The organism is Mucilaginibacter sp. A5337 (assembly GCF_059690695.1).
This window is the reverse complement of the sequence record NZ_JCAWEC010000001.1, coordinates 460,211-477,860: the sequence shown is the minus strand read 5'-3', so window position 1 is coordinate 477,860 and position 17,650 is coordinate 460,211. Positions and strand designations below refer to the sequence as shown.

18 protein-coding genes are annotated in these 17,650 nt (G+C 44.6%); 11 read left to right on the top strand and 7 right to left on the bottom strand.

What is annotated here, in order from left to right; translation table 11 throughout:
• The first annotated feature begins 3 nt into the window (after window positions 1-3).
• From AC59JO_RS02115 to hmpA, 10 genes are all read left to right on the top strand, one after another.
• Entirely contained in the window at window positions 4-1,122 is a 1,119-nt protein-coding gene (locus tag AC59JO_RS02115; RefSeq protein WP_413668978.1) for a PAS domain-containing sensor histidine kinase, read from the top strand.
• 86 nt (window positions 1,123-1,208) lie between these two features.
• Window positions 1,209-1,646 carry an RrF2 family transcriptional regulator gene (locus tag AC59JO_RS02110; RefSeq protein ID WP_413668977.1) on the top strand — a complete coding sequence of 146 codons (438 nt, stop codon included), beginning with the start codon at window positions 1,209-1,211 and terminating at the stop codon, window positions 1,644-1,646.
• Window positions 1,647-1,764: 118 nt separating this feature from the next.
• Entirely contained in the window at window positions 1,765-3,915 is a 2,151-nt protein-coding gene (locus tag AC59JO_RS02105) for a cbb3-type cytochrome c oxidase subunit I (protein WP_497303051.1), read from the top strand.
• A 5-nt stretch (window positions 3,916-3,920) separates the two neighbouring features.
• Window positions 3,921-4,964 (top strand): cbb3-type cytochrome c oxidase subunit II, encoded by a 1,044-nt coding sequence (locus AC59JO_RS02100; RefSeq protein WP_497303049.1) that lies wholly within the window; start codon window positions 3,921-3,923, stop codon window positions 4,962-4,964.
• A 19-nt stretch (window positions 4,965-4,983) separates the two neighbouring features.
• A complete protein-coding gene (locus tag AC59JO_RS02095) occupies window positions 4,984-5,250 on the top strand; it encodes a hypothetical protein (RefSeq protein ID WP_413668974.1) in 267 nt (88 codons plus the stop codon).
• A complete protein-coding gene (locus tag AC59JO_RS02090; RefSeq protein WP_413668973.1) occupies window positions 5,247-5,654 on the top strand; it encodes a cytochrome C in 408 nt (135 codons plus the stop codon). The genes AC59JO_RS02095 and AC59JO_RS02090 overlap by 4 nt, the downstream gene beginning before the upstream one ends.
• Window positions 5,655-6,020: 366 nt before the next feature.
• The gene (locus AC59JO_RS02085; RefSeq protein WP_497303046.1) at window positions 6,021-6,407 is read left to right on the top strand and encodes a group III truncated hemoglobin; all 387 of its coding nucleotides are present in this window, start codon (window positions 6,021-6,023) and stop codon (window positions 6,405-6,407) included.
• A 213-nt stretch (window positions 6,408-6,620) separates the two neighbouring features.
• Complete coding sequence (locus AC59JO_RS02080) at window positions 6,621-6,914, top strand: cupin domain-containing protein (protein WP_497303044.1); 294 nt, start codon at window positions 6,621-6,623, stop codon at window positions 6,912-6,914.
• 1 nt (window position 6,915) lies between these two features.
• Window positions 6,916-7,212, top strand: coding sequence for a cupin domain-containing protein (locus AC59JO_RS02075; RefSeq protein ID WP_497303042.1), 297 nt, complete (start codon window positions 6,916-6,918; stop codon window positions 7,210-7,212).
• 40 nt (window positions 7,213-7,252) lie between these two features.
• Window positions 7,253-8,464: an NO-inducible flavohemoprotein gene (gene hmpA / locus AC59JO_RS02070; protein ID WP_497303040.1), complete on the top strand. Its 1,212-nt coding sequence runs from the start codon at window positions 7,253-7,255 to the stop codon at window positions 8,462-8,464.
• Between the two features lie 80 nt (window positions 8,465-8,544).
• Here hmpA and AC59JO_RS02065 read toward each other — a convergent pair whose 3' ends face one another.
• The 7 genes from AC59JO_RS02065 to AC59JO_RS02035 form a co-directional block, all read right to left on the bottom strand.
• Window positions 8,545-9,885 carry a polysaccharide deacetylase family protein gene (locus tag AC59JO_RS02065; RefSeq protein ID WP_497303038.1) on the bottom strand — a complete coding sequence of 447 codons (1,341 nt, stop codon included), beginning with the start codon at window positions 9,883-9,885 and terminating at the stop codon, window positions 8,545-8,547.
• Window positions 9,886-10,255: 370 nt separating this feature from the next.
• Entirely contained in the window at window positions 10,256-10,810 is a 555-nt protein-coding gene (locus tag AC59JO_RS02060) for a carboxymuconolactone decarboxylase family protein (RefSeq protein ID WP_413668967.1), read from the bottom strand.
• A gap of 16 nt (window positions 10,811-10,826) precedes the next feature.
• On the bottom strand, window positions 10,827-11,372 hold the full coding sequence (locus AC59JO_RS02055) for a carboxymuconolactone decarboxylase family protein (RefSeq protein ID WP_413668966.1): 546 nt from the start codon (window positions 11,370-11,372) through the stop codon (window positions 10,827-10,829).
• Between the two features lie 77 nt (window positions 11,373-11,449).
• On the bottom strand, window positions 11,450-12,712 hold the full coding sequence (locus AC59JO_RS02050) for an MFS transporter (protein WP_497303036.1): 1,263 nt from the start codon (window positions 12,710-12,712) through the stop codon (window positions 11,450-11,452).
• 5 nt (window positions 12,713-12,717) lie between these two features.
• Complete coding sequence (locus AC59JO_RS02045; RefSeq protein ID WP_497303034.1) at window positions 12,718-15,486, bottom strand: TonB-dependent receptor; 2,769 nt, start codon at window positions 15,484-15,486, stop codon at window positions 12,718-12,720.
• Between the two features lie 28 nt (window positions 15,487-15,514).
• Window positions 15,515-16,081, bottom strand: coding sequence for a carboxymuconolactone decarboxylase family protein (locus AC59JO_RS02040; RefSeq protein WP_497303032.1), 567 nt, complete (start codon window positions 16,079-16,081; stop codon window positions 15,515-15,517).
• Between the two features lie 189 nt (window positions 16,082-16,270).
• On the bottom strand, window positions 16,271-16,819 hold the full coding sequence (locus tag AC59JO_RS02035) for a hypothetical protein (RefSeq protein WP_497303030.1): 549 nt from the start codon (window positions 16,817-16,819) through the stop codon (window positions 16,271-16,273).
• A 279-nt stretch (window positions 16,820-17,098) separates the two neighbouring features.
• Between AC59JO_RS02035 and AC59JO_RS02030 the strand changes: the two genes are divergently transcribed.
• Window positions 17,099-17,575 (top strand): organic hydroperoxide resistance protein, encoded by a 477-nt coding sequence (locus AC59JO_RS02030; RefSeq protein ID WP_413668961.1) that lies wholly within the window; start codon window positions 17,099-17,101, stop codon window positions 17,573-17,575.
• Window positions 17,576-17,650: the final 75 nt, after the last annotated feature.

The window sequence follows — 17,650 nt, the reverse complement described above, 5'->3', positions numbered from 1 at the left end:
CAAATGAACAGGGAAATCAGAAATATGGAAAACAGGATGGGTGTGGTACCTGAACCTACCATAGGAGCGGTGTATATAGGTAACTGGAAAATTCAGCTCAAATCAAATAAAGTATCTTTTTGCCCGCGGATGCGCAAGATCCTTGAACTATCAAAAGGGTATGACGAAAAAATTGATCAACTTTTTGGCTTGGTTAAGCCTGCACAATTGAGCGGACTGATCCATGAGTTTAAGGTGGCCTGTTTTAATGGCACCAAATTTGAAAAACAGGTGCAAATTGTAACTCCCTGCGGCAGTGAAAAATGGATCTTGCTTACAGGAGTTTTATACTCAAGAAGGTGGGGTACTGCCGAACAAATGATTGGCACCATTGAAGATGTTACCCAGAAAGTTAACGAGGAATGCCTGAGCATGGCTATTGTAAACCATGAATTGCGTGCTCCTTTAACCATAATTAAACTCAATACGCAGTTCCTGATCAATCATTTGGGGCACAGCATTAATAAACAGCCGGTTAAATTATTAACCATGGTTGACCAGCATATTAACGGGATGACCAAATTGATTGATGAATATTTATCGCCCTCAACCAGTGATGACAGATCTGCACAACTCAATTTTAGTTTATTTGATATTAATGACCTGGTTGAGACCGTGCTTGGAGAAATGAGGATCCTGTACCCCGGGCACCGTTTTTGCAAATACCCTGCTACGGATGGCATTTTAGTTAGGGGCGATAAATACAAGATCACACAGGTATTGATCAATTATATAACCAATGCCGCCAAATTTTCGCCGCCATGCTCGCACATCAATGTCAATATTGACCGCAATGAAAATGATGTTGAAGTATCGGTGCATGATCAGGGTGTAGGCATTAATGAAGAAAACGGCCAGGCGTTGTTCCAAAAATTTTACCAGTGCAACCAAAAATCGGTAAGGCAAAAAAACAGCAAAGGTTTGGGCCTGTATATTGTGAAAAATATTATTCAAAAACATGGTGGCACGGTAAAGGCCGAGAACGGAAAAGATGGCGGGGCCGTATTTTCTTTCAGTCTGCCGCTTAGTCAGCAAAGTAAATTTAATACTACCGGGCAGGAGGCGGTGAAATTGATGGCCTAAACGGTCATGTTTAAGTAAGGAAATAATAAAAGATAAAAACATCTTTTATTATTGATTGAAATAACTACTTTTGCTTTATAAAAGCAATGGGAATATTTTCAAAAACATGTGAGTATGCGGTGAGGGCAGTATTTTTTATAGCCCAGCACACCGCCGATGGCAGTAGGGTAGGTATAAAGGAAATAGCCGTAAACATTGATTCGCCCGAACCTTTCCTGGCCAAGATCCTTCAGGATTTAAGCAAGAGGGGCATCATTCAATCGGTAAAAGGGCCTAATGGCGGTTTTTATCTTGATGCACAAAGCCTGGCCCGCCCACTGTCAGATGTGATAGAAGCGGTTGACGGTGGGGGGATATTCAGGGATTGCGGTTTAGGACTGAAAGAGTGTTCATCAAAAAATCCCTGCCCTTTGCACCATGATTTTTTAGAGGTAAGGAACCGCCTGCAAAACATGCTTGAATCTATCACCATAGGCCAGTTCAACGAAGATCTGAACCTGGGAATAGTAGTACTGAAAAAATAACCCAACCCGCCAAAAAGGTTACAGGCGCGTTCAAAAATCATTTAAAGTTTTAGCAAATAAATTATTGAAGTATCAAGACAGTAAATTTAAAAGATAAAAAGGTATTAATATATTTTATATGAAACTCAAAATCTACTTAACCCTTAGCCTTATTGGCCTGCTGCAGTTTTCCCCCCGAACAGCAGTATATGCTGCCGATGTATTGAAGCCCGATCCAGCCTTTAACACCGGTGTCTGCATCATTATTGCATTTACCATTTTCTTTTTGTTGTTACTGCTGGTTTGGCTTATTCGTTTGGCCCGCGGCCTGAAAGAAGATGAAGCAGCACAGGAAAAACACGGCGATAAATGGATTTTCAGGCAAATAAACAGTCTGGATGCCCGGCAGCTTGATCAGTTAATAAGCCGCAGAAACAGCCGTAAAAAGGCCATCGGCAAAGCAAAGGGCGGCCATAACGGCTTTACAGCTGTTATGGTGTTGCTGCTTTTGCTTTCATCATTGGAGGTAAATGCTCAAACACCTGCGGACGGCAAAAATATATTAACCAGTCCCGGTATGATCATTATGCTTACGCTAATTTTTATCCCGCTGGTGATAACCGTTTTTTTGGTGGCTTTAAAAATCCGCAATCTCGCTATGAAAACGCGCTACAACAGGCTGAACAGCGAAGCGCGTGAACTTGCCAATATAGTTGATAATGATGATGGGGTGTATGATGATCTTATTAAACGCAAGCACGCGCTTAATTACCGGTTAACCAACAATGAGCTTGCCGGTAATATCGGGCCCGAAGACGCAAAAGGAATCTTGTTTAATGTTGATGAGGTTCATGGTCCGCGGTTCTTTGCTGCCAAACGTAAAGCAGCCCATAAACATCAAACCGATCCCAGGCTAATAAAGTTGATCATGTGGTACCTGGGTACCGCCACGCTTTGGCTGGTGCTGGGCACTTCGGTGGGTGAGTATATCGGTATCAAGTTTGTTTCGCCGGATGCCGACCATATTAGCTGGCTGAGCTTTGGCCGTCTGAGACCGGTACATACCAATATGGTTTTCTGGGGATGGTCGTCAATGGCCATGTTAGGACTCGGTTACTATGTGGTATCTACGGTTAGTAATACTGCAGTTTACAGTATTAAGTGGGGATATTACTCGCTCGTGCTCATGAATGCTGCCATTGTTTTAGGTAGTGGCATGCTCATGGCCGGCATCAATAACGGCGGCGGCGAATACCGCGAATATATTTGGCCGGTGATGGCACTTTTTGCGGGCGGCATTGTAGTGAGCCTCGCCAATTATATTCAAACCATAGCACAGCGCAAAACTAAGGAGATCTATATCTCCAACTGGTATATCGTTTCGGCCATGATGTTTTTAACGGTGATCGTAACCGTTGGTTATCTGCCCTTTTACCAGGATGGCCTTGGCGAAACTATTGTGCAGGGTTATTACATGCACCAGGCCGTAGGTATGTGGTTCATGTTCTTTAACCTGGGGCTGGTATATTACTTTTTGCCGCAGCAGTTAAATACGCCTATATACTCCTACAGTTTAGGGATCCTGGCGTTTTGGTCGCAGATTTTGTTTTACACGCTGATAGGTACCCATCACTTTATTTTTAGTTCGATACCATGGTGGCTGCAAACCGTGGCTATCGTAGGCAGTATGGGTATGCTAATCCCGGTATTTTCGGGCACAACCAATTTTATCATGACCTTCAGGGGCAACTTTAATAAGATAGGCCGGAGCTATACGCTGCCGTTTTACATAGTTGGCATCTTGTTTTACTTTACAGGTTCCACACAGGGCACGGCCGAAGCATTCAGGGAAACCAACCTGATCTGGCACTTTACCGATTTTACAACAGCACATTCGCATATTACCATGTATGGTATTATTGCCTTTTTTCTTTGGGCAAGTATTTATACCATAGTGCCAAGGCTTACCGGTAACGAACCGAAGCAAGGTTTGGTTGGTGCGCATTTCTGGATGGCATTGATAGGTGTATTGTTTTACACCATTCCGCTCATGGTAGGTGGTACTTTGAAAGGTATGGCCTGGCGCGATGGGAAACCATTTATTGATAGCGTGGTGCTGATGGCTCCTTACTGGTTATGGCGTGCCATTGGCGGCTCGCTGATGTGGGCCTCACACCTGGTGTTTGCCTGGAACATGTATGTAATGTTTTCGGGCCATAAAAGCGATCCCGATATCAGGAAGGAAGTTTTTGAGAAACTAAATGCTATACCCGTTAACGCCGAAATCTGATAGCCATGGAAATCTATAATAATCATAAAAAACTTTTTACTGCCGCGTTATGCTTCTTTGTGCTGCTCACATTTTTTGTGGTGATAGGGCCGGCATTTACCAGCCAAAATAACAATGCACCATTGCCAGGCAGTAAGCCGCTGAACCGGCTTGAAACCGAAGGCAAGGCGGTATTTATTGCCGAAGGATGTGTGGCCTGCCATACCCAGCAGGTGCGTAATGTAGATATGGACAAAGTTTGGGGAGCCCGCCCCAATATAGCTGCCGATTACGCTAACATCACCCGCACTGATGTTTGGCGTAACACGGCCACACTCATGGGTTCCGAACGTACCGGCCCCGATTTAACCAACGTAGGCATACGCCAGCCAAGTAACGACTGGCATTACCTGCATTTGTTTAACCCAAGGTCGGTAGTGGCGGAGTCTGTTATGCCTTCATATGAATGGCTGTTTGAAATTAAAGATTATGCCTGGCCAAATGATGTGGTAGTTAATGTACCTGATGATTTTAAAAAAGGTATAACCGGCAAAATAATAGCTACGCATAAAGCAGTAGCGCTGGTAGCTTACCTGCGATCGTTAAAGGAAGTTACCCTGCCCGATGGCAAACCGGTACCAATATTCCTGTACGGGAAAAGTGAAGCCGAAAAAGCTGCTGCAAATACACCCGGCAAAGGCGCAGCCGCCAAGCCACAATTTGATGGTGCAGCACTTTACTCCACCAATTGTCAGTCATGCCATCAGGGAAACGGAGAAGGCCTGGTTGGTGCTTTCCCGGCGTTGAAAGGCAGCAAGATAGTGCTTGATGATAATCCCGAGGTGCAGGTGACTATAATCATGAAAGGTTATAATGGCCGTGTAAGTGAGGGTTACGGTATAATGCCAGCCGTGGGGACAAATAACAACCTGAAACCTGAAGAGGTAGCCGCCATTGTAAATCATGAACGCAGCAATTGGGGCAACAACTCCAAGAAGGTAAACGCTGATGATGTGAAAAAGATCATTGCCTCGTTTGGTAAACCCGAAACAATAGCTGCTAAAAAGTAAAGATCAAGATCCCCAAAAGATGAAAAAATATATCATACTGCTGCTCATGCTCATCCTTAAACTGGATGCTATCGCCTGCGAGGCCTGTAAAAAGCAACAACCCGGCGGTTTTGGAGGAATAACCCACGGCGCGGGTCCTGATAGCAACTGGGATTATCTTATTGTATTTGTAATGGTAGCGATTACGCTGTACGTGCTGGTAGCAACCATCAAATGCTTTATAAAACCCGGTGAAAAGAATGAAGAACACATTAAACGGATGATTTTAAACGACCTGAAGCCATGAGAGATCAAAGTTTTGTAACCCTGTTTATTGATGAAGACCCAAAACCGATAGGGGAGTTCCCTGCACCGGTAACCTTTGATCTGGATACCCGAAAACTGACCGACGGCAACCATGTGCTCAAAGTTGTGAGTAAAGACCACCAGGGTAAAGAAGGTATTAAGCTGATCCCTTTTGTGGTGCGTAATGGCCCGGCGATAGCGATTGAGGGTTTGAAGAAGGATGAAATTGTAGAAGGCGTATTGCCCCTGATGATCAATGCCTATGGCAAAGGCGATCAGAAAACCTTTATGCTGGCGGGCAGCGAAACCCCGCAAAGTATCCCCTGGTGGCTGGTGGTAGGGATTATCCTGTTTGTAGCATGGACTGGATATTTCATTATTACATCGCTGGCAGTGAAGTTGTAGGAACCTCACCTAAATCCTCTCCAAAGGAGAGGACTTGGATTAGCAAATTGGAGATGTTTTTAAAGCCCTCTCCTTTGGAGAGGGTTGGGTGAGGTGCCGCGTTAGATAGTAGCGGATACCGGCCCATGTGCGCAATGCCTGCAGGCGTATGAGCGGATAGCCCGGGCCGAAGGTAACGCACTTGTGGAGAGGTTAGTAAAAAGGTGTTATTTCGATAGAGCATGGGTGGGAAAGAGCGTAGGAGCGAAAGAGAAATCTTATACGATGTGCAAAGTAAACCTGCACGGCTGCCAAACAGAATGTATAAGATTTCTCACTATCGTTCGAAATGACAATCTTTTTTAAGTATTAGAATAACATATAATAATGAACGATATACAAGATATAACATCAATCAAGCTACTGGTTGATGAATTTTATACCAGGGTGCGGCTTGATGGGTTATTGGGGCCTGTTTTTGCCGAAGTAATAAAAGACGACTGGCAGCCGCACCTTGATAAAATGTACGCTTTCTGGAACGCCGCTTTGTTTGGCGTTCCCGGATTTAAAGGTAATCCCTTTGCCCGACATGCGCCGCTACCTATCGGTAACGCTCATTTTGACCGCTGGCTGGAACTATTTAAGGATACCGTTGACGCACACTTCACCGGCCCCATGGCCGATGACGCTAAAAACAGGGCTGGTTTAATGGCCGTAATGTTTATGAGTAAGCTGGCCAACATGAAAGGCGGGCCAGGGAGAGTGATTATATAGCGAGCGCATTAATATTATATCTGTGTTTGGAAGACGATTGTTGCGCGATGGAACGTGCGATTCTCTCCCCTGGGAGGGTGTAGGGAGGGTTTCATCAATATGCTTACTCACTTGAAAGGAGCATAACCCCTCCCTTCCACTGCACTTACCGACCGCACCCCTCCCGAAGAAGGGAACGAAAGAAAAGCTATCAAATACTTAAAATCAAATGCAATGAAACAGCTTCAAACAAACGAGCACTTCCAGGTGGTTAAAATTGAGTTCGCAGCAGGCGCAAATATGAAAAGGCATATAGCCACTTCCGATGCTTACCTGATTGTGGAAGACGGGAATGCCCTGCTCATATACGCGGGCGAAACGTATGAGCTTAGCAAAGGCGAAACATTCCTGATACCGGCCAATGAGCAGCACATGCTTAAAATAATAGATGATTTCAAAGCCTGGATTGTATTAGCGAGTACTGCGCAGATCAAATACCCCGAAGCCGATAACATTTACATTAATTAATATGATCATAGAACAAGTGCGCGGGCAAATGCCATTAGCCACAGGGCCGGTGGTTAAAATATTAAAACAAAACGATAGCTATAAAATGATGGTCATCGGCCTGAAAAAGGGTGCGGTTTTAAAAGAACATAAAACCGCCATACCTGCCAGGCTGATAGTTACCGAAGGCCATGTAACCTATAATGAGCATGAACGCGCGGTTGATTTGAAACGCGATGCTGATTTTGAAATACCCTTAAACGTGCCGCACAGCCTGCTTGCCCTTGAGGATAGTATTTGCCTTTTAATACAAGGCTAACGGGCGCGGCAATTAATGATAAATATATACTGTTAAAACGATGATTACTAAAGAACAAAAAGAGTTGGTAAAGGCTACAGTGCCTGTATTGAAGGAGCATGGAGTATTGTTAACTACGCATTTTTACAATCGGATGTTTACCCACAATCCCGAGCTTAAAAATGTATTTAACCTGGGTAACCAACAAAACAACAAACAACAAACAGCCCTTGCTATGGCCGTGCTTGCTTATGCCGAGCATATCGAAAACCCTGGAGTATTAATGCCCGTGCTTGACGGTATTGGGCAAAAACATACCAGTCTTGATATCAGGCCCGAGCATTACGCTATTGTTGGCGGGCATCTGATTGCCTCAATCAGCGAGGTATTGGGCGATGCAGCTACTTCAGAGCTGTTGGAAGCATGGACTGTTGCTTATAACCAGCTGGCAACTATCATGGCCGGCCATGAGCAAAATTTATACAGCAAACAGGTAGCAAAAAAAGGCGGCTGGACCGGCTGGAGGCCGTTTGTAGTAAAACAGAAGGTAAGAGAATCGGCGGAGATCACTTCTTTTTACCTGTATCCTACTCACGGTGGTGCTGTGCCTGATTTTACTCCCGGCCAGTTTTTGAGCGTGCGTTTGTTTTTGCCCGAACTTAATTTATTGCAACCCCGGCAATACAGCATCTCAAGCGCGCCTAACAGCGAGTATTACCGTATTTCGGTTAAACGCGAAACAGGTACCGAGTTGCTTGCTGATGGTATGATCAGTAACCGTTTGCATAATTTTGTTAATGAGGGCGATATCATTGAGGTATCGGCACCGGCAGGCGGCTTTGTGCTAAATGGTGATGGCGACCATCCAATAGTTTTTATCAGCGGTGGTGTTGGTCAAACCCCACTGATGAGCATGTTGGAAAGCCTGATCAAAAGCGGCAGTAAGCGGCCTAAAACCTGGGTTCATGGTTGCCGTGATAAAAATGTGCATGCCTTTAAAGAAGTTATTGAACATTGGGAAGGCGAAAACGAGGAAGTTAAAAAGCACATTTTCTACAACGAAGTTGAGGAAGGCGTATCTGACAATTTATATGAGGGTTGGGTTGACCTGAACCAATTAGGCGATGAGATTTTTGAACCCAATACCGAGTACTACATTTGCGGTCCGGCTGGGTTTATCGAGCTGCATTACCGCGAACTGGTTAAAAAAGGTATCGATAAACAACTGATCCATTTTGAAGAGTTTGGTCCGCAAACTTTGCAGTTGAATTAAAACAGGATTGCTATTTCATGCTGAAGCCATTTATCTCTTAGATAAGCTGCCTCAGCATGAAATGGTTATTCTCTATATCATTATCCTTTCTTCAGCGTTACTATCGCCTGGTTGGGTTGAGCCTGATACAGTACATAAGTACCTTTTTCATCTTTAGTTGTACTAATCTTTTTGCTTTTTGAACCCTGGATTACCATTGTGCTTGTCCAGCTTGGTGATACATAAGTTTTGAGCGTTAATGGCAGATAATACATTTTGGCATCAAGGTTATGACTTACTTTAACCTGTATGGTGTTTCCTACCGTTGAAGCTACAGCTTTGCCGTGCTCACGTTCGCGCATATAACGGGTTACATCGCCAAAGGTTGCTACCCAAAGCTTATCGTTTTTGCTTTTGATGTATTGAAAATATTCGTCAAGCAGGGTGCTGGGCAGGGCTTCGTAACCCATGCCATCAATACCATGGAAAACCAGTACCAGCCAGGTATTGCTATGGTTAAGCGTGGTATCAACCCAAAGCTTCATCATAGGTAGTGGTGTTTTGGTAGTTGCGCCGCGCTGCCATTGAATGTAATCTTTATCTGTTGAACCAGGTGATTGTTTACTGGCGCGATCAATCTCTTTTAACCATGGCTCGGGCATGCGGTTACGCAAGGCGGGGTAAATTTTTAACGCATAGCTCATCACCCTGTCGTTTTCAAAACCGTAAGGGCACTCTGCCGAAAAGGTATGTTTAGGGCCAAGCTGTGCAAGGATATCAGCTTTGCTTTTTTCCAGTTCCCAAAGCAGGTTGGGCTCGTCAAGACCGGGCATGCTGGGGTGGGTAATAGAGTGACTGGCAAACTCATAACCCTCGGCGGCGTCTTTCCTGAAATCGTCCCAGGTTGAGCCTATAGATTGTTTAAACTCATCATTGGGTTCGTAGCCTGGTTTCAATTCGCCGTTGCGGGCTTTGGCATAGATATCATCCAATACCTTGAATGCTTTTTCCTTTTTACCGCTATCATACAAACTTCCTGCCTGTGTATGTGAGGCGATGGTGCCCATGTAACCCAGGTATCCGGCCGCCGAGCATCGTTCAAAAAAGTTTTGATCATTGGTAGGAACCGTTGCCGATTCTTTGATAATCTCCTTTACGGGTCGACCTATAAATTTTCCATGGTATTTGGATCCGGGAATAGAGCCGGTAATAATGAAAAATGTGGCCGGCATTTTAAGGTGCTCCATCACGGGCAGGGCTTTTCTGAACTGGTTCATGGAGCCGTCATCATAAGTAAGGGAAACGGCCCCGGTTTTGCCATATTGCCATTTGGTTATTTCGGTTGTGCCCGGTTTGGTTTGTGCATTGCTTTGTAAGCCTTGCGAGACAATGAGTGCTGTGAGCAGCAGGGTTTTAACTGGTTTGTAATTGGTGGTAAGCATAACTAAAATTAACTTTTTAAATTAATTTACAAAGTAATATTGCTGTTTCAATTGGCTGGGTATGAGGTGCCATAAAGGAGGCTGTATTATAAACCAATTGACTAGTCTTGGTGTTATGTCACCAATAAATTGAAATTTGGCCGATATATTTATACAAAAAAGGGGGTTAACACTTTTTTCGCAAAAAAAACAATCAACTGATTGACTATGAGGTAATTATTAAAAAAAATAGCACTAAATTGTGTTAATCCTGTTAACCCCCTTTTGTCAGTAGAGTTAATCCCAAATTATCGCTTAAATATCCGGATAAGTTAGCAAAAAAGCCCGGAGCTTTTAACCCCGGGCCATTGATGTGATAAAAACTTAGGTATTAAACTTTCTTAAAAATGCTTGATATATAGCCAACTTCGGCACGTTCAGGCGCGCGGTCGATGTAAATTTGCCTGTCTTGCGGTGCCCATGTTCCCAGGCCGTCAACGTATCGGTTAAACATGCAGAAAGCAGCTGCTATCAATACAGTATCGTGGATCTCTTTATCATCGGCACCTTGTGCGCGGGCCGCTTCAATTTGTTCAGTCGTTACATGTTTGCCGCCTTTTTGTACGCTGCCGGCAATGGCTAAGAGCGCTTTCATTTTGGGTGAAAGGTCGGTCGCCGAAAAGTTAACTTTGATAGCGTCTATCTCATCAATGTTGCAGCCGAGGTAATACCCGGCTACAGCGCCATGTACGTTCTGGCAAAAGAAACAATCGTTAAGGTAGGATACATAAGTGGCTATCAGTTCACGTTCGCCGCGGGATAAGGAATTGTTATCATCGCGAAGCAATTGCTCGGCAAGGGCGTTTAACGGTGCCTCTGTTTCCGGGCTGTAAAACATCAGGCCACGGATGCCGGGCAAATCGTTATTTAATTCAATATGTGCCATAATATCAGGTTTTAAATTAATGCTGTGGTTGGGGTAATACATAACCTTTTGCCATACGTTTTCCCATTTCGGCATAAGCTTCCGGATCGGTAGGAGTAAGGCTTGCAAGTCCATCTACATAGCGGTTAAACATGCTGAAGGCGGCGGCTATTAATACTGCATCGTGAATTTCGCGGTCGGTGGCTCCCTCTGCACGTGCTGCATCAACATCCTCTTGTTTTACCTCTTTGCCCAGGATCTGCACCTTGCCTGCAATATTTAACAATGCTTTTAGTTTGGCGCTGATCGGGGCGTCGGTCATGTCGCGCAATACTTCGTCCACAATCAGGGCGTCATCCTCATACAAACAACGGGCGGCGGCAGCGTGACTGCTATAGCAGAATGTGCAGTTATTACGGTATGATACATAAGTGGCTATCAGCTCACGGTCGGCCGGACTTAAGGTTGATTCTCCGCGTAATAGTACTTCGGCCAGTTCATATAAATATTGACCGGTTTCGGGCCTGAACATTACCAGCGAACGGATGCCCGGAACGCCTTCGGGTACATTGATGTGTGCCATATTTTTATTTAGTGAGTTATTGAATTAGTGATTTAGTGAATTAATTTTTATGTGTTTTTGCTTTTGGCTTTAAGCCTTCAGCTTTTAGATCCTTCGACTTTCTCCCGTACAAATAATACTACCACCAGACCTATGATAAATACCAGCGAGAAGATGAACAGCGCATTGCCGTAACCGCCAAGTGAAGACACCAGTACACCTACGAATAATACTGCCGTGGCTGTGAATATGCGGCCTATGTTGAAGCAAAAACCTGTAGCTGTTGCTTTAATACCGGTTGAAAACAATTGCGGTATGTACGCTGATAATACACCCTGGCTTGCGCCGAAGAACAAGGCCAGTATGGCTATCTCGATATAAATGGCGGGACTGAATGTGTTATTGGTTTTAAATAGGACGAATGACATGCCTGCGCAAACAGCAAAACAAATGATCATAGAACGCCTGATGGATAACAAGTTCACCAGCCAGCCCGAAAAGAAACCGCCTGTCAAGCCGCCCATACCTAAGCACATCATGCTCAGTCCGCGTTCTTTAGCGGCATCATGATCGGTAATTAGGCTTTGCACCCAGGTAGGCAGCCATGAAAATATGGCCCATAAACCTATTAGCATGGTACCAAAAGTTAAGGAGCCTACGATGAGCTCGCGGCGATGGCTTTTGGAGAGCAGCTTATTTAAAGGGTTTTCGCGGTTGGCGATAGCATTGCGATAATTGAGCCAGTTTTCAGATTCATTCAGTATCAGCGCGCCTATAATGGCCAAAGTAAGCGGGATTACCCCGACCAAAAAGCCAGATCGCCACGATGAAACGATGAGGTTAATTACCCCGGCAGAGAAAATGCCTACAGGAAACGCAATGGAAAGGATCCCGATAACCACGGCCTTGCTCTTGCTGGGCCAAACCTCGCTTACCAAAGTTATGGAAGTTACTAAAACCCCACCAACACCAAAACCGCTGAAAAAGCGGCAAAGCAATACACCCCACCAGGTTGGCATCAACCCGGTTAAAATGGTAAATACACCATAGCTGCCAATAGCCAGCAGCAAGGCTTTTTTGCGCCCCATTTTATCGCTGATAACGCCCCAGGTAAAGCCGCCAAAGGCCCATCCAAAAATGAAGATGGCGTTGATATACCCGCTAATAGCGTTGATCTCATCCGCAGGAACCGTTCCCTGCAAGTCTTTTACCACAACGGGCAGGTAAACCGACATCAGCGTTGACACGGAACCTCCCAACGCAGTACTAAAAAAGCAGATCGCGAACAGCACTACCCTGTAGGCGGCGCTGAGGCTTGTTTGAGGTTTTGCAACCTGACCATCAATTGTTAAAGTGCTCATGTTGTTTATTTTAAAAGGTCATCAAATACTATTGATACATAATAAATGGCGCCGATTGCCGGCGAGCCGTACGATTGGTATACTTTATTGTTGAATATATTGCTGCCGCCCAGTTTGATGGTCGACTGGAGCTTTGGTAGTTTTTTGCTAAACTGAAGATCAACTAAAGAGTAAGCATCTACACGGCCCGGACGGGTGCCGTTAAAGGTTCCATACCAGTCGTAAGCAGTTTGCCAGTGCCATGCCGCGTTGAAGCCGAAATCATTGATCACATTACTGTTGCCAAATGTTGCGTTTGTGCTCCATTTAGGTGTGTTAAAGGCTGCAATGTTATTAGGATTAGCATTGCGGAGGTTAAACACCGATAAGGTTGCATTACCACCCACAGCGTAACCGCCATTGAGCAGGTAAGTTAAACCCGCGCTTGCTCCCTGGGCAGATACCTTATCAGGCGCGTTGGTGTACAACTGGAATGCGTGCACCTTGCCGTTAGGGATATCAGTTGCAGAGGCTGTGGTCACCTGTCCATCAGAACCAAGAATTGGGTTGCTTGGTTGGATCACAACTGTGTTCAGGATAAAATTGTTGTAGCTGCTATGATAGTAGTTCAGGTCGATCAGTAATTTATCCATGATCAGGCCTTTGTAACCTAACTCAAATGCTTTTTGCTGTTCGGGTTTGATATAGGCTACACTGGCTTTTTGAAGCAGGCCTTTATTTTGTTCAACTGCCTGAGGGAAAGGTGTACCGCTTTGTACGGCCTTGCCAAACGCTGCGCCAAAGGCACTCACCGATGATGAGGTGAACGAGTTTTCATAAACATTCAGGCCTTTGCTGTTATTAGGCGCACCTCCCAAAATGGTGATAGGCCCTACGTTAAGATGAATGAACTGATCAACAGGGGTTGGGTTCCTGAAACCGGTTTGGTACGATGCCCTGAAGTTTGATGTTTTATCAACGGTATACACTGCCGAAAAGCGAGGGGTGAAGCTTCCTTTAAAGTTCTCGTTTTTATCATAACGAATAGAGGCTGTTAGTTTCAGGTTATCGTCAAACAGTTTTTTTGCTGCCTGTACAAAGGAACCGTATTCTTTGATAGTTACGCGTTTATCTTTATCATCAAACAAACTGCCGTTAGTAAACATCCTGTAATCGCGGAAACTGCCGCCAGCTAAAAGCTCAAATACTTTTATGGCGCTGGTGAAATCATACTGGCCTTCTGCATGGTAAAACTTACTGTTACTGAAAACGCCTGCACCGCTTAAACCATAGTTGTGGATAGATGCATTCTTGGCATTGTTAAATTCAGCTGTGCCCGGTAAAAAACGACCCTGGTCGGCAAAGGCCCTTGCAGCGGAATTACTATTGGGAGTAACGCCGCTAACTGTTCCGTTAAATGCCGCGGCATAACGTGTAAACCAGGTATCATCGGCTTTATCAGGCGTTACTGTATTGCCGTTCAGGTCTTTTACCCAGTCGCGGTTAATGAATTGGGCCAGTGAGCGGGTGTTGTATGAATCGTGTGAGTTTTCTTCAACCGAATAGCCACGGATAAAGAAGTTGCTGCCTTTTAACTCAATCCTGTGCGTTTGCAAAACGAAGTTATTCAGGTCGAAACGGCTGCTGCCGGTATAGCTTGCAGTACCGCGGCCATAGTTGTACTGGTAGATAGCTTCCAGGTTATTGCCGAAGCGGTATTGTAAAGCACCGTTCAGTTTCAGGCTGTAAACGTTATAGTTCATCAGGTCTTTTTCTTCATAACCTGTCCTTGAAACCAAACCAATACCGGGTAGAGTTTTGGAAACCTCATCGCCATAAATATTAAGCGCGTCACGGCCTGGATTATTGGGGCCACGTTGGGCGGCAGGGGTTGAGGCGCTTACATCAGTATAATTATCTGCATACCAATCGCGACCGGTGAGGTATGATGCATTGATTTTAAATGCGAATTTATCATTGAACGCCTTAGCATAGCGGGCCGCAAAATCATACAAACCCTGTGGTTTTACAACCGATTCGCCAAAGTGGTTCAGTCCGCTTTTAACCTGCAGGGTTAAGCCCTGGTATTTGAATGGATCCTTGGTTTTAAGTGAAAGCAGACCATTAAATGCAACAGGGCCATATAATGCCGAAGCTGCTCCCGGGATAACTTCCACACTTTCAATATCAATATCCGAAGCGCCGAAAAGGTTACCTACTGAAAAATTTAAGCCGGGCGTCTGATTGTCGACGCCATCAACCAGTTGTAAAAAACGACTGTTTCCTGTACTGTTAAAACCACGGGTATTGATCTGTTTGTAAGTTAAACTGCTGGTAACCGATTCAATACCTTTTACACTTTGTAATCCATCGTAAAAAGTAAACGATGGGTTGTCCTTAATGGCCTTAAGACTCATTTTTTCGATACTCACCGGCGATTGCAAAATGCTTTGGTTGATACGGGTAGCAGAGGATACTACCTCGTTAAGTACAATAGCCTGTTGGGTTAGCTTTATACTGATGTTATTGCTGGCAGATGTTACCTGGCTTTCCTGTACTTCAAAGCCTACAGCTGATATAACAATAGTAAAGGGAAGCTTTAGTTTATTGGCATTCAAAGCATAATTACCCTTTGAATCGGTAATGGTACCGGTAAGCTTTCCTTTAACGGTGATACTCGCGCCGGACACAGGCTTGCCGGTGGCTGCATCGGTAATGTTGCCCGTTACCTTTACTTCCTGGGCAAACAGGTTTATGGATGTGAGCAGTAATACAAATAATAAAAGTTTTTTCATTGTGATTGGGTTTTACTTTAAATAGGGATTAGGATTGTTTTTTTAAATGATCATAGCCTTGCGGCAGGCGGGTGTAGCCATGGTTAACCAGGCGTTCGGCCAGCACATTATAGTAACCGGCATCGGCGGGGAGGGCGGTGGCCAGTCCATCAACATAGCGGTTATAATAGCAAAACAGGGCCGCAATCAATACGGTGTCATGAATTTCAACATCGGTAGCTCCTGCAGCTTTGGCGCGGTCAATAGCTTCGGTTGTTACATTTCGGCCGTTTTGAGCGGTTAGTTTGGCAATGGTAAGCAAGGCCTTCATTTTTTCGGTAACCGGAGCGGTTTCAATGTTTTCCTTTACTTTTTGCGCTGTTTCTGCTTCGCCGGCCAGCAGATCGGCGGCGGCGGTGTGTGCGGTAGTGCAAAAGGTGCACTGGTTGTTGTGCGATACTACGGTGGCTATCAGTTCGCGATCAGCTTCGGATAAGGTTGACGGGCCGCGCAACAAAAATTGCGTAAGGTTACGGATAGGTTGTGCCGGTTCTTTGGCATACTCCAATAGCCCGGTAATGCCCGGCAAATGGCTTTCAAGGGTAATGTAAGGCATAAATAATGAATTGAATGTTTGTAGGTTGGGGGAAAGGATGTACCTGTCCGGAGATTATTAACGCTATCGATATATAGTTGTTCTCATAGCCCTTGAGCTACTAATAAACTATCGGCAGAAATAAATAATAACACAGCAGCAGAGTGGTACAACCACTACCCAAAAAATGAATTAAAACAGGGAAAAAGATCAGCAAACGGCCTTGGGCGGTTGCTCCGGGATATCCTGGTGAGCAGGAATTAACTGTTGAACGGGGTGAACAACAATTTGTTGAGTATATTTTATTGGACAACTAAACTCAAAGTACGCAAAAGTGAAATTGAGGTTGTCCTGCATTGTTATTTTACCAAAGGGCACATGCTCTTTTTGCGGTACCGGGTTCTCTTTTACATCCTTAGCGTTAATGATGTTTTTATCGGCCAGGCGGGTGGTTGCATAATTAGGTATGCACATTAGATAAATGGCATGCCTTGTTACGCGCATTTTTTGATAATTGTAACTGTTGTTGCCAAACTGGATCTGTCCGTGAATGTTCTCGTAGCTTTTCCAGTCGGTTATGCCGGGCATATTGGCAGGGATAACTATCTCGGTAAGGTCATTTACATTGTAAAAGCCTTTGGCGGTTTGCTCGGTAAAGTATCTGTTGCTTTTGTAAACCAGGAATTGATGTAACGCTACATGCCCGCCTATATTAAGCAGGTGAATGCTAAGCAACATCAGAGCGACAAGTTTTTTCAATTGGTTTACGAACAAAGGTTACCTAAAAATGCTGTTTATAAACGTAGTATCCAAATTTATTTAGAATTATTATGCGTAAGCATAGCCTGTTTTCTTTATCCGTTATCGATTGTAATTAAAAGTTTCAATAACCCTTTTTGTTGATTGGATTTTCGGCTTAAAGAATGTCCGGTTCGCGGTATGCGATGTCCGGCTCGGATAGTTAGTGATAGGACTCCAGTCGATATCAGGGTATCTTTGAGTATACAAAAAACAAAAACTGTTTAAATAAACAACACAATGGAAACTATTAAAAATTCAGCTACCGATAAGATCAAGGTAATCGAAGGTATCTCAGCTAATAAAATCGAAAAAGTATTATATACCGCTAAAGTTCGTACAGTTGGCGGCCGTGATGGCGGTTCGTCTGTAAGCAGCGATGGTCAATTGGATATCAAACATTCAACTCCCGGCACTCCTAAACCAGGTACTAACCCCGAACAATTATTTGCTGCCGGCTGGTCAGCTTGTTTTGAAGGTGCTATCGGAATAGCTGCTGCTAAAAAAAGGATTGTACTCCCTGCCGAACTGGCTATTGACGCCGAAGTGGATTTGGGTATTACTACCGGTGCTTACTTTTTACAAGCCCGTTTAAATGTAAGTCTGCCAGGTCTGGATGTGGATGTAGCCAAAGCTTTGCTTGAAGAAGCTCACCAAACATGTCCGTATTCTAAATTAACTCACGGTAACATCAATGTTGAGATCAACCTGGTGTAAAGCCCCCTCCGCCCCCTAAAGGGGGTACTTTAAAGAAAGCAAAAAAGGCCTGCTCCAGTAGTTTGGAGCAGGCCT